The sequence below is a fragment of the Lacrimispora sp. genome, from assembly GCF_036758025.1.
Taxonomy (GTDB): Bacteria; Bacillota; Clostridia; order Lachnospirales; family Lachnospiraceae; genus Lacrimispora.
Genome location: NZ_DAIOXM010000009.1, coordinates 102,757 through 115,668, shown reverse-complemented (window position 1 = coordinate 115,668; position 12,912 = coordinate 102,757). Strand labels below are relative to the sequence as shown.

14 protein-coding genes are annotated in these 12,912 nt (G+C 45.5%); all 14 read left to right on the top strand.

Annotated elements, in window-relative coordinates; all coding sequences use genetic code 11:
* Window positions 1–6: 6 nt before the first annotated feature.
* The 14 genes from V7M78_RS09940 (at window position 7) to aroQ (ending at window position 12,835) form a co-directional block, all read left to right on the top strand.
* Window positions 7–1,401, top strand: a complete 1,395-nt coding sequence (locus tag V7M78_RS09940) for an ABC transporter substrate-binding protein (protein WP_333648981.1) — start codon at window positions 7–9, stop codon at window positions 1,399–1,401.
* 74 nt (window positions 1,402–1,475) lie between these two features.
* Window positions 1,476–2,372, top strand: coding sequence for a carbohydrate ABC transporter permease (locus V7M78_RS09935; RefSeq protein ID WP_333648979.1), 897 nt, complete (start codon window positions 1,476–1,478; stop codon window positions 2,370–2,372).
* A complete protein-coding gene (locus tag V7M78_RS09930) occupies window positions 2,372–3,220 on the top strand; it encodes a carbohydrate ABC transporter permease (RefSeq protein WP_333648977.1) in 849 nt (282 codons plus the stop codon). Before V7M78_RS09935 ends, V7M78_RS09930 begins: the two co-directional genes overlap by 1 nt.
* A gap of 40 nt (window positions 3,221–3,260) precedes the next feature.
* Window positions 3,261–3,896 (top strand): SGNH/GDSL hydrolase family protein, encoded by a 636-nt coding sequence (locus V7M78_RS09925; protein ID WP_333648975.1) that lies wholly within the window; start codon window positions 3,261–3,263, stop codon window positions 3,894–3,896.
* 595 nt (window positions 3,897–4,491) lie between these two features.
* On the top strand, window positions 4,492–6,081 hold the full coding sequence (locus tag V7M78_RS09920) for a peptide chain release factor 3 (RefSeq protein WP_333648973.1): 1,590 nt from the start codon (window positions 4,492–4,494) through the stop codon (window positions 6,079–6,081).
* Between the two features lie 46 nt (window positions 6,082–6,127).
* Complete coding sequence (locus tag V7M78_RS09915) at window positions 6,128–6,583, top strand: GatB/YqeY domain-containing protein (RefSeq protein ID WP_333648971.1); 456 nt, start codon at window positions 6,128–6,130, stop codon at window positions 6,581–6,583.
* A 14-nt stretch (window positions 6,584–6,597) separates the two neighbouring features.
* On the top strand, window positions 6,598–8,001 hold the full coding sequence (pepV, locus tag V7M78_RS09910) for a dipeptidase PepV (protein WP_333648969.1): 1,404 nt from the start codon (window positions 6,598–6,600) through the stop codon (window positions 7,999–8,001).
* A gap of 222 nt (window positions 8,002–8,223) precedes the next feature.
* Window positions 8,224–9,246, top strand: a complete 1,023-nt coding sequence (locus tag V7M78_RS09905; RefSeq protein WP_333648967.1) for a methionine ABC transporter ATP-binding protein — start codon at window positions 8,224–8,226, stop codon at window positions 9,244–9,246.
* Entirely contained in the window at window positions 9,236–9,901 is a 666-nt protein-coding gene (locus tag V7M78_RS09900; protein ID WP_333648965.1) for a methionine ABC transporter permease, read from the top strand. The genes V7M78_RS09905 and V7M78_RS09900 overlap by 11 nt, the downstream gene beginning before the upstream one ends.
* Window positions 9,902–9,947: 46 nt before the next feature.
* Entirely contained in the window at window positions 9,948–10,847 is a 900-nt protein-coding gene (locus tag V7M78_RS09895; protein WP_333648963.1) for a MetQ/NlpA family ABC transporter substrate-binding protein, read from the top strand.
* Window positions 10,848–11,034: 187 nt separating this feature from the next.
* On the top strand, window positions 11,035–11,295 hold the full coding sequence (locus V7M78_RS09890; protein ID WP_333648961.1) for a PRC-barrel domain-containing protein: 261 nt from the start codon (window positions 11,035–11,037) through the stop codon (window positions 11,293–11,295).
* Window positions 11,296–11,399: 104 nt separating this feature from the next.
* A complete protein-coding gene (gene nrdR / locus V7M78_RS09885; protein WP_333648959.1) occupies window positions 11,400–11,852 on the top strand; it encodes a transcriptional regulator NrdR in 453 nt (150 codons plus the stop codon).
* A gap of 7 nt (window positions 11,853–11,859) precedes the next feature.
* Window positions 11,860–12,366, top strand: a complete 507-nt coding sequence (locus tag V7M78_RS09880; RefSeq protein WP_333648957.1) for a YqeG family HAD IIIA-type phosphatase — start codon at window positions 11,860–11,862, stop codon at window positions 12,364–12,366.
* A gap of 40 nt (window positions 12,367–12,406) precedes the next feature.
* Entirely contained in the window at window positions 12,407–12,835 is a 429-nt protein-coding gene (aroQ, locus tag V7M78_RS09875) for a type II 3-dehydroquinate dehydratase (protein ID WP_333648955.1), read from the top strand.
* The last annotated feature ends 77 nt before the right edge of the window (window positions 12,836–12,912 follow it).

Sequence of the window (12,912 nt, the reverse complement as noted above, 5' to 3'; positions counted from 1 at the left end):
AGAAATATGAAAAAGAGAGTATTGAGTATTGCCCTTACTGCTGCAATGAGTATCAGTCTGCTTTCCGGCTGCACCACCTCTTCCAACAAAGCACCTGCCCCGGAACCGTCTTCGTCTGCAAATACTTCTTCTGCTGAGTTCCAAACGGAAGCTGCCGCAAAATTTGATCCGGCTTCCGCCGGGAAAGTGACTCTGCGTTTTGCCTGGTGGGGGTCTGACGCACGTCATGAAGCGACTCTTGCGGCAATTGATCATTATATGGAGCTGTACCCCAATGTGACGATTGAGGGAGAGTACCAGGGCTATGATGGTTACCAGCAGAAACTGATGACCCAGTTTGCAGGCGGTACAGAGCCGGATTTGATGCAGCTGGATTATGTGTGGAATCCCGAGTGGGAAGGGCAGGAAACCATGTTTGTGGATATGGCAGACAGTGATCTGGTGGATATTTCCGGTTTTCAGAAACAGGCCTTAAGCGATTATATGACGGTAAATGGGCGTGTAATCGGCCTTCCCATGAATACAAGCGGCTTTGGCTCCATGATCAACAAGGACTTTTTTGTTAAGCATGGCCTTGATGTAAATACTGTTTGGACATGGGAAGATATGATTGAAGCCGGAAAAAAGGTTCATGACGAAAATCCTGATGATTACCTTTTTGCCATTGAATCCGGCACTACTACAGGCGGCATCAGCCCATTTGTCCTCAGTGCTTACATCTACTCAAAGACAGGTCATTATTGGGCAACGGATGATGGTGCCAAGGTACAGGCTACCGAGGAGGAACTTGCTCAGGCATTCGATATACTGCAGCAGTTATTTACAAGCGGAACAGCACAGCCTTTGGGAGAGGCAAGTCTCTTTACGGGGCAGATGGAGCAGAATCCAAAGTGGCTGAATGGCCAAATCGGTTTTACAGTGGACTGGACGGCGACAGTGGATAAGTATAAAGGCTCTCTTTCCGAAGGAAGCTTTGCCGTTGGGCAGCCGCCGTTTGCCAAGGATGGTGATAACCAAAATATCCAGCTGACTTCAGCTATGGGCCTTGGAGTGAGTGCCCGTTCTAAAAATGCAGATTCAGCCACACATTTTGCCAACTGGCTTATGACTGATCCGGAAGCAGCTCTATTGCTGGGAACGAAACGTTCTGTTCCCAATAACAGTACTGCACTGAAAGCGCTGGAGGAAGACGGTCAGGTCAGCACAGAAATTTCACAGATGCTGAAATGGGCCACCGCGGCTCCTGCAGCCAGGACTCCTATGATTCAGACCAACAGCGAAGTAGCTGATATCATAAAGGATATTTGTGAGCATGTGGTGTACGGCAAAATGACACCTCAGGAAGCAGCACAGAAATTCCTTACAGATGTTCAGGCAAAGCTGGATTCACTGCAATCTTAATTGTTTTAAAAAGACGCCCCGGCTTTGAATCAGTAAAAGCCGGGGCGGTTTATCAAAATGAAAGTTGGTGCCATATGAAACATCATGGTTTTAAAAAGAAAGCATACATTGGTTATTTGTACATCCTTCCTTGGATTTTTGGTTTTTTGTTTTTTCAGCTATATCCGCTGGCGACCTCGTTTTATTATTCCTTTACCGATTACAATATTACTACAAAGCCTGTCTGGGTAGGGCTGGAAAATTATATACGCATGTTTACAGACGACCGGCTGTTTGCAGACTCCTTGTTTAATACATTCAAGTATGTGTTTACATCCCTTCCGCTAAAGTTGTTTGCTGCGCTGGCTGTTGCTCTGATTCTGAATCAGAAACTCAAAGGAATTAATTTTTATCGAACGGTTTACTACATTCCTTCAATTTTCGGGGGCAGTGTGGCAATTTCCGTATTGTGGCGTTTCTTATTCATGGATGGAGGCCTTGTCAACCAGATGCTGAAGCAAATGGGATTTTCATCTGTGCCGTGGCTTTCAGAACCGGGTTTTGCACTTTTTACTTTGAGCTTGCTCAGCGTATGGCAGTTTGGCTCATCCATGGTGTTGTTTTTGGCTGCCCTCAAGCAGGTGCCGGAGGATTTGTATGAGGCGGCATTAATTGATGGTGCGGGGAAATTATATTTATTTTTCTTCATAACACTTCCTATGATTACTCCGGTACTGTTTTTTAATCTGCTGATGCAGATGGTAAATGCATTCCAAGACTTTACCGGTGCATTTGTTATCACCAACGGAGGACCATTAAATGCCACGTATTTGTATGCGCTCAAATTGTATGATGAAGCATTCAAATACTTTAACATGGGATACTCCAGTGCGCTTTCATGGGTACTGTTTGCTATCATACTGTGCTTTACAGGCGTGTTTTTCCGATTCTCCGAAGCCGTTACCTACTATGAAGACGGAGGTGATTTCTAATGAACAGAAGCAGTAAAAAACGTATTTTTACAATTGTTACCCATGTGGTCATGATCTTACTTGGAATTTTCATGTTATATCCACTGATTTGGATGCTTTTCTCTTCTTTTAAGACAAATTCAGAAATATTTGGGTCCATGTCATTGCTGCCCAAGGAACCGATTTGGGATTCATTTGCAAAGGGATGGAATGGTACAGGCCGTATTACTTATACAACTTATTACAAGAATACATTTCTGATAGTACTGCCCACGATGGCGTTCACTGTATTTTCCTGCTCCATTGTGGCCTATGGGTTTGCGCGGTTCCGCTTCCGGCTTAAGCAGCAGTTGTTTGTACTCATGATTTCCACACTGATGCTGCCCAACTCTGTTCTTGTAATTCCCAGATATCTGCTTTATAATAAGCTGGGCTGGTTAAATACATATTTTCCATTTCTTATGCCGGCACTTTTTGCTTGTTATCCGTTTTTTATCTATATGATGGTCCAGTTTTTTCGGGGATTGCCCAGAGCTTTAGATGAAGCTGCAACCATTGATGGCTGCAACTCATTTCAGGTATACTGGCACATTTTAATGCCGCTGTGTAAACCGGCTCTGTTCTCTGCTGCGATATTCCAGTTTATCTGGACATGGAACGATTTCTTTAATTCACTGATTTATATCAACAGTGTGCGCAAATATCCCGTCGTTCTGGCATTGCGTATGTCCCTGGACGCCACCAGTGCCGCCAACTGGAATCAGGTATTGGCAATGTCCGTAGTTTCGCTTGTGCCTGGAACGATATTGTTTTTCAGTGCACAAAAGTACTTTGTGGAAGGTGTGTCAGCAGGCAGTGTCAAAGGGTAAGACGGATATATGACTTGTTTTATTTTGGAGGAGGCATACAATGAAATCAATTTTATGTTTTGGTGATTCAAATACTTATGGAAGCAATCCCGACGGTTCTCCGGCACGCCACCCATATGGCGTGCGTTGGACCAGCAGGCTGCAGCAGATTCTGGGCAGCGATTTTCAGATTATAGAAGAGGGGATGGGAGGCCGTACCACAGTGTGGGAAGACCCCCTGGAGCCTGGGAGATGCGGTCTTACTTTTTTGCCTGTGGCACTGCAGAGTCACAAACCTTTGGATCTTGTGATCCTCTCTCTTGGCACAAATGATTGCAAGAGTTTTTTCGGTGCATCTGAGCGTGTGATAGCACGGGGGATGAGCCGTTTGGTGGAAACTGTCAAAAGGTTTGATTATGGTCCTGATGCTGGAGTGCCGAAGATTCTGATCGTATCACCTATTCATATGGGAGAAGAAATATCTCATAGTATTTTCGAATCAGTCGATGAGGAATCTGCCAGAAAAGCGCAGCAGCTTGCGCCTTTTTACAAAGAAATCGCAATCAAGAGCGGATGTGAGTTCCTGGATGCATCTTGTGTGGCTGGACCGGGTTCCGATCAGCTTCATATGGATGGGGCCGGGCATAAAGCATTGGCAGAAGCAATTGCAGCTGTAATTAATACCTTATTTAAATAGAGGAGTATTACTCCGGTTTTCGGTGGAGTATTTGTCTATGCCCACTGGATTATAGTATTAGTCTGAGGGGTTAATGAAAAACGCAAGTATACATTTTCAGCATGTCCCCTTCCGTCGTCATCATAATAAAACTCGCCATAATTATCCTGAAGCGATCCGGATAGATTGACGTCAGCCAGACGATTATAATCAGGGGGTTATGCTGAAATAACTGCTTTTATATCGCTGCCGGAAACTGTCAAAGACAGTGATATTCCGCCATCTGATTCCATATCCAGATTATTCCCCAAAATCCAATCACCAGAATAGCTGTTCAAATTCAGATCAGAAAATTCTTCTCAGTCTGCTGGATCATCTCCACTTTTGTTTGTAATTTTATACATAAGGCAGTTAAATATAAGTCAAATTGTATATTTGGATTGTATCACATATATAGCCGAAGGTCCCCAGTGTTTTTAATTATATAAATCCTGTATTTGAGAAGGCATATTGCTGAATTTTACTGTTAAACCAGAAAACAGTGAATCTTGACTTATGAATAGAATCATACTACAATAGATAAGATTGAGACGTAAGATTTGGAGGAGCTACTTTAGTGAACATAGCGGAAGAAATTAAGAAGAGAAGAACATTTGCCATTATTTCCCACCCTGATGCAGGAAAGACCACCTTGACCGAGAAATTCCTTCTTTACGGAGGAGCCATCAACCTGGCGGGAACCGTAAAGGGAAGAAAGGGAGCCAAGCATGCGGTTTCTGACTGGATGGAAATTGAAAAGGAGAGGGGCATTTCCGTCACCTCCTCTGTATTGCAGTTTAATTACGACGGATTCTGCATCAATATTCTGGACACCCCCGGCCACCAGGATTTCTCTGAGGACACCTACCGTACTCTGATGGCAGCCGATTCCGCTGTCATGGTCATCGACGGTTCCAAGGGTGTGGAGGCCCAGACCATCAAACTGTTTAAAGTCTGCGTTATGCGCCATATCCCTATATTTACCTTTATTAATAAAATGGACCGGGAAGCCAGAGATCCCTTTGAACTCATGGGAGAGATCGAGGAAGTTCTTGGCATCCGCACCTGTCCGGTCAACTGGCCTATTGGCTGCGGAAAAGAATTCAAAGGCGTTTATGACCGCTTTAAAAAGTCCATTACCACCTTCCGCGCAGCATCAGGCGGACATAAGGAAGTGGAGGCCACAGAGGTTGAGTTAGGAGACAGCCACGTGGATGAGATGATCGGGGAAAATTTCCACCAGCAGCTTATGGAAGATATTGAACTCCTGGATGGAGCCAGTGATGAGCTGGATATGGACCGGGTCGGCAGAGGAGATTTATCTCCTGTATTCTTTGGTTCAGCCCTGACAAATTTCGGTGTGGAAACCTTTTTGCAGCATTTTCTTCAGATGACGACTTCCCCTCTTCCAAGGCTGACCACCACTGGAGTGGTAGATCCTTTTGAAGAGGACTTTTCCGCTTTTGTATTTAAAATACAGGCCAACATGAACAAGGCTCACAGAGACCGTATTGCATTTATGCGGATTGTTTCAGGCAAGTTTGACGCAGGAATGGAAGTAAACCATGTGCAGGGAGGCAGGAAGATGCGGTTATCCCAGCCCCAGCAGTTGATGGCCCAGGACAGAAAGATCGTGGAAGAGGCTTATGCAGGAGATATTATCGGAGTGTTTGATCCGGGAATCTTCTCCATCGGGGATACTATCTGTAAATCCAGCGAAAAGTTTGAATACGAAGGAATCCCCACCTTTGCGCCGGAACATTTTGCAAGGGTGCGCCAGATGGACACCATGAAGAGAAAGCAGTTCATCAAGGGAGTCAATCAGATCGCCCAGGAAGGTGCCATTCAGATTTTCCAGGAATTCAACACCGGCATGGAGGAAATCATTGTAGGTGTAGTAGGAGAACTGCAGTTTGAAGTACTGACTTACCGCCTGGAAAATGAATATAATGTAGAGGTAAAGCTTGAAAAGCTTCCATATGAACACATCCGCTGGATCGAAAATAAGCATGAAATTGATGTGGCAAAGCTTCAGGGAACCTCTGACATGAAGCGCATCAAGGACTTAAGAGATAACCCGCTTCTTTTATTCGTCAACAGCTGGAGCGTGGGCATGGTTCTGGACCGCAATCCTGACCTGAAGCTTTCTGAATTCGGACGGAATTAAGAAGGGAAAATGATTTTCATAGAAAATATTAAGGAGGCAGCAGACAATGAGCAGAATAGATGAAGTGAGAGCCGCCATGGTGGAAGCCATGAAGTCAAAGGACAAGAAGAGAAAGGATGCCCTTTCCATGCTTCTTGCGGCACTGAAAAATTTTGAAATTGACAAAAAAGACCATACTCCTATCACCGAGGAAGAAGCTGATGCAGTAGTGAAAAAGGAACTGAAGCAGTCCCAGGAAACCTATGAGACAGCTCCGGCTGACCGGGATGACATCCGGGAAGAAGCAGGATTCCGGATTTCCGTATACAAGGAATTTGCACCTGAGGACATGAGCGAGGACCAGATTAAGAAAGTGATTCTCTCTGTTCTTGAAGAACTTGGAATTGAAACTCCAAGTCCTGCAGACAAAGGAAAGATCATGAAGACTCTCATGCCAAAGGTAAAAGGAAAAGCAGACGGCAAAGTGGTCAATGAACTTCTGGCAGCCATGATGAAATCATAAAAGAGGAAGACAACATGTATAAAAAAATGATTGAGGAATATATAGAGGCTCACAAGCAGGAAATGATCGAAGACATTTGTACCTTGTGCCGGATTAACAGTGAAAAAATGTCTTACGAGGAAGGTATGCCTTACGGAAGGGGTGCCTTTGATGCTTTGATTGAAGCCTTAACTATGGCAGAGTCCTACGGATTTTCCATTAACAATTATGACAATTATGTGGGAACCATAGATATGAATGACAAAGCCTCCCAGCTTGATATTCTGGCTCACTTAGATGTAGTGCCTGCGGGAGAGGGCTGGAAGGAAACAGCGCCCTTTCAACCGGTGGTGAAGGACGGAAAGCTGTTTGGCCGCGGAACGGCAGATGACAAGGGACCTGCGGTAGCGGCTCTCTATGCCATGCGGGCCGTAAAGGAACTGAACATTCCCCTGACTAAAAACGTACGTCTGATCCTGGGAACAGACGAGGAATGCGGAAGTTCCGATATTGCCCATTACTATGCCGTTGAAAAGGAAGCTCCCATGACCTTTTCTCCTGACGGAGCATTTCCTGTAGTCAATACGGAAAAAGGCGGATTAAACGGCCACTTTACAGCAGAGTGGACACCTTCTGAGGCACTTCCCAAGCTGGTCAGCTTGGAGGCGGGAATCAAAGTTAACGTAGTTCCCGGAGTGGCAGGAGCAGTTGTCAGAGGTGTGGAACCGTCAATCTTAAAAAAGACTGCAGAAAGCTGTCTGGATAAGACCGGAATCCGCTTTGAACTGGAGTTGAGGGGAGAAGATACCAGCATCACTGCAATCGGCTCTGGCGCCCATGCTTCCATACCTCACGAAGGAAACAACGCTCTTACCGGACTTTTAACTTTCCTGACAGAGCTTCCTTTGGCAGAGTGTGAACAGGTCACCATGCTCCGCAATCTTATAGAGCTGATTCCTCACGGAGACACCGAAGGAAGATCTCTGGGAATTGCTATGAGCGACGAGCTTTCCGGAGCCCTTACATTGGCATTCAGTTTATTACAGGTAACTGATTGCGGACTGAAAGGAACCTTTGACAGCAGATGCCCCATCTGCTCCAACAATGAAAATGTGTTGGAGGTAGTGAGAAAGAACATGGCGGATAAGGGCTTCACCCTTCACAATGACTCCATGAAGCCTCCTCATCACGTGGATGGAAATTCTGACTTTATAAAGACCTTGCTGCGGGCTTATGAAAGCTATACCGGACGCAAGGGAGAATGCGTTTCCATGGGAGGCGGAACCTACGTCCACAACCTGAAAAATGGAGTCGCTTTCGGAGCCGCTATGCCGGAAACCGATAACCGTATGCATGGAGCTGACGAGTATGCGGTAGTTGATGAGCTGGTGGTGAGCGCAAAGATTTTTGCACAGGTCATTGTGGACCTTTGCTCCTGATAAAATTATTTTCAGGAACAATATGAAAATAAGTATTGACAAATGCGGTAATAAAGGGTAAAATACGGCTCAGAAAGTAAATCCTAGTTAACCTATAGGGAAATGGAAATACTGTATAGATTGTGATTTGACTGGCCGGAGCAGAAGAATGCTGGAATTACCAGGCCGCAGGTCTGTACAGGGCCTGCGGCCCTTTTTACCTTAAGAAAGGAAATTGGACAAATGCAGTCAGCAGAACCTATTATCCGGCTGGTTGGGCTTGGGAAAGAGTTTTATACCACAAGCGGCCCGATTAAAGCCCTGGAAAATATCAACCTGTCCATTGAGCAGGGAGAAATATTTGGAATTATCGGCTTAAGCGGAGCCGGAAAGAGCACTCTCGTCCGCTGTATCAACTATTTGGAGGTTCCCACTGCGGGAGACGTGGTTTTTGAAAACAAAAGCCTGGCTTCCATGAGCCCAAGGGAACAGAGACTGGCGAGACAGTCCATGGGCATGATCTTCCAGCAGTTTAACCTGCTGTCCCAGAGAAATGTCCTTCAGAATGTCTGCTTTCCTTTGGAGATTGCAAACGTGCCGAAAAAGGAAGCAGTGAAAAGGGCTTCAGAGCTTTTGGAAATGGTGGGCTTAAAAGACCGGGCCAAGGCATACCCCTCCCAGTTATCCGGAGGACAGAAGCAGAGAGTTGCCATAGCAAGAGCCCTGGCTACCAATCCGAAAATTCTGCTTTGTGACGAGGCAACCAGTGCTTTGGATCCCAATACAACGAAATCCATCCTTGGACTTTTAAAGGAAATCAACCGTTCCATGGGAGTTACCGTAGTGGTCATTACCCATGAAATGTCTGTAATAGAAGCCATTTGCGACAAGGTGGCCATTATTGACCAGAGCCAGATCGCAGAGGTAGGCCGGGTAGCAGATATATTTTCCGAGCCAAAGTCTAAAATCGGCCGCCAGCTCATATTGGGAGAGGCAGCAGAGCAGGTTACCAAGTTCGGAGACTCCAGAAGGGTCAGAATCTCCTTTGACGGACGTTCTTCCTTTGAACCGGTTCTTGCCAATATGATTTTAGCCTGCAAGGTTCCGGTGAATATTATGCATGCGGAAACAAAGGATATCAATGGAACAGCCATGGGTCAAATGGTCATTCAGCTTCCTGAAAATGAAGTGGACCAGAACCGGGTGCTTCATTATTTGAAATCAGCAGGAATTACACATGAGGAGGTGAAGGCACATGACCTTTGATGCGGCAACGATTAATATGTTGATTGCAGGAATAGGAGAGTCTTTATTTATGGTTCTGACCTCCTCTTTTTTCTCTTATCTTTTTGGGCTTCCTTTAGGCATTATTCTGGTAGTGACGGATAAAGATGGAATTTATCCCATTCCCTGGCTTTGCCGGAGTTTGGGATTGATTATAAACCTGCTTCGTTCTGTGCCCTTTATCATATTGTTGATTATGGTAATGCCTTTGACAAGACTGATTGTGGGAACCACCCTGGGACCTAAAGCAATTATCCCGCCATTGGTCATTGGTGCAGCTCCTTATGTGGCCAGAGTGGTGGAATCTTCCCTTAAAGAAGTGGACAGCGGAGTCATGGAAGCTGCCAAATCCATGGGGGCCTCTGCCTTTCAGATTGTATGGAAGGTTCTCCTTCCGGAGGCAAAGCCTTCTTTGTTAATCGGCGCGGCTCTTTCTGTTACAACCATATTGGCTTATTCAGCAATGGCCGGATTTGTAGGCGGAGGCGGTCTTGGCGATATAGCCATTCGTTATGGCTATCACCGCTACCAGACAGAAATGATGCTTGTGACAGTAGTAATTCTTGTTATCATTGTCCAGGGTATTCAGGAAACAGGAATGAGAATGTCCAGGAAAAGTGACAAGCGCATCAGATAGTAACGGCCGACAGGCCTTACATATAAATTTAAGGAGGAAACAAATTATGAAAAAATCACTTTATGTTTTAACAGCAGCTCTTCTTGCAGCAGGCGCTTTAACAGCATGCTCAGGCGGAAATGCAGCTGCTCCCACAACAGCAGCACAGACAGAGGCTGAGACTTCAGCAGAAGCATCAGCAGCAGAGGAGACAACAACAGCAGAAGCTGCAGGCGAGCTTCAGGATATTATTGTAGGAGCTACTCCAGCGCCCCACGCAGAGATTTTAAATGCTGTAAAGGATGTGTTAAAGGAAGAGGGCTACAATCTGGTAATCAAGGAATATACCGATTACGTACAGCCTAACCTGGCACTTGAGTCCGGTGACTTAGATGCCAACTACTTCCAGCACAAGCCATACTTAGATCAGTTCAATGCAGAAAAAGGCACTGACCTTGTGAGCGCAGCAGCTGTTCACTATGAGCCATTCGGCATTTACGCAGGAAAGTCCGACAGCCTTGAGAACCTGGCTGACGGAGCTCAGATTGCAGTTCCCAACGACGTTTCCAATGAAGCAAGAGCTCTTCTTTTACTGGCTGACAACGGTCTGATCGAGTTAAAGGAAGGCGTTGGTCTGGAAGCAACAAAGAATGACATTGTAAAGAATGACAAGAATTTCAAGATCGTTGAAGTAGAGGCTGCACAGCTTCCCCGTTCCTTAGGCGATGTAGATATTGCAGTTATCAATGGAAACTATGCCATTGAAGCCGGATTAAAGGTATCTGAGGCTCTGTCCGTAGAAGATTCTAAGTCTACTGCAGCAACCTTATACAGCAACATCGTTGCAGTCCGCGCAGGAGAAGAGTCCACCGAAAAGACTGCGGCTCTTGTGAAAGCTCTCACAAGCGAAACAGTGAAAAAGTTTATGGAAGACACCTATGACGGTGCTGTAGTTCCTTCTTTCTAATAGGAACTGTCGGAATAGGTTACAAATACTCCGGTATGCCCCAGTTTTTCGGGCAGCCGGGGGGACAGCCGTTATGGAAGCAGATACTGCATCTATGACGGCTTTTTCTATGGCAGAACCGTATCATGAAGTTTTCCCGGGCATAGAATAAGGTAAGAAAGTTATGCCGGGAGAATGAGGGGAAGCTATGAGACTTTGCGATCTGAAACAAAAAGAAGTGATCAACATCTGTGACTGCAGGCGTTTGGGCTATGTGGGCGATGTAGACCTTGACATGGAGACGGGCTGCCTTCTGGCAATTATTGTTCCCGGTCCCGGCTGCTTTTGCGGTTTTCTGGTCAGGGAAAAAGAATATGTAATTCCTTTCTGCGACATACGCCAGGTTGGGCCTGATATTATTCTGGTAAATGTGGATCTGGATAGGGCCACGGAAAGATGCGGGATATAGAGGGAGAAGGGCTTGCGAAATCAGGGATTGTAAGTTATGATATACATAAGAAGTGTGAAGTGATTACGCTAATGTACAGGATCTAAGACAGGAGGATCAAAGAGGTGAAATGCCCATTTTGCAATGAAGCAGATACAAAGGTTATCGATTCCAGACCTGCAGAAGATAACAGCTCCATCAGGCGCCGCAGGCAGTGTGAAAAATGCGGAAAGCGTTTTACTACCTATGAGAAGCTTGAAACCATGCCTCTCATGGTAATTAAGAAAGATAATTCCAGAGAGGTCTATGACCGTTCCAAAATAGAATCAGGAATTTTGCATTCCTGCCATAAGCGCCCCGTATCTTCCAGGCAGATTGACACCATGGTGGATGAGGTGGAAACCCAGATTTTTAACCGGGAGGAAAAGGAAGTGGAGAGCACTGTCATCGGAGAGCTTGTTATGAAAAAGCTGCAGGAAGTGGATGAAGTAGCTTACGTCCGTTTTGCTTCCGTATACCGGGAATTTAAAGACGTGAATACATTTATGGAAGAGTTGGGAAAACTATTAAAGAAGTAGGAGATTTATGTTTAAAATATTTTATCCGGATGAAGAAGCGGTTTCCGCTTATGACATACCTTATGAAGCTCTGTATGACAAGGGAATCAGGGGTGTGATTTTTGATGTTGACAATACTTTGGTCCCTCATGGTGTACCTGCCGATGACAGGGCAAAGAAGCTGTTTTCACGGCTGCGGAATATTGGCCTGGAAACCTGCCTTCTTTCCAATAACAAGGAACCCAGAGTGTCTTCCTTTGCCCAGGCAATAGGCGGTTCCAATTATATTTATAAAGGAAACAAGCCGGGGAGAAAAGGCTATGAAAAGGCCATGGAGCAGATGGGGACTGATGTTGGTCATACAGTATTTGTGGGCGACCAGCTTTTTACCGATGTCTTCGGAGCCAAACGGGTTGGAATCCACAGCATTCTAGTAAGGCCCATACACCCTAAGGAGGAAATCCAGATCGTGCTGAAGCGTTTTCTGGAGGCAATTGTGCTGTATTTTTACCATAGGGATAAAAAACGGCGGTAAGAAAAGGATATACAAATCAGAAGAAAGGCAGAAATAACATATGAAAATTCTTGTGCTCAACGGACCCAATCTGAATTTTCTTGGGATTCGTGAAAAAGGCATCTATGGAACAGAAAATTATGAAAGCCTGGTTCAGATGCTGAAAGAAAAGGCAGAACAGGAAGGTCATGAGCTGGAGGCTTATCAGAGCAATTATGAAGGCGGGCTCATTGATAAGATTCAGGAAGCCCATCACAATGGAACCCAGGGAATCATCATCAATCCCGGTGCATTTACCCATTACAGCTATGCGCTGCGGGATGCTCTCGGTTCTGTTGAAATACCGAAAATTGAAGTTCATATTTCCAATGTCCACAAGCGGGAAGAGTTCCGTCACGTATCTGTGACAGCGCCTGTATGCACCGGACAAGTGGTGGGTCTGGGGCTGAAGGGCTATGCTTTGGCTATGGATTATCTGACGGAAAAATGATCACAGAACCTGAAAAAAGAGAGATAAAAGGTCTGTATTTGCAAAAAACAGTTGAAAATGCGTTTGTTATAGTATAG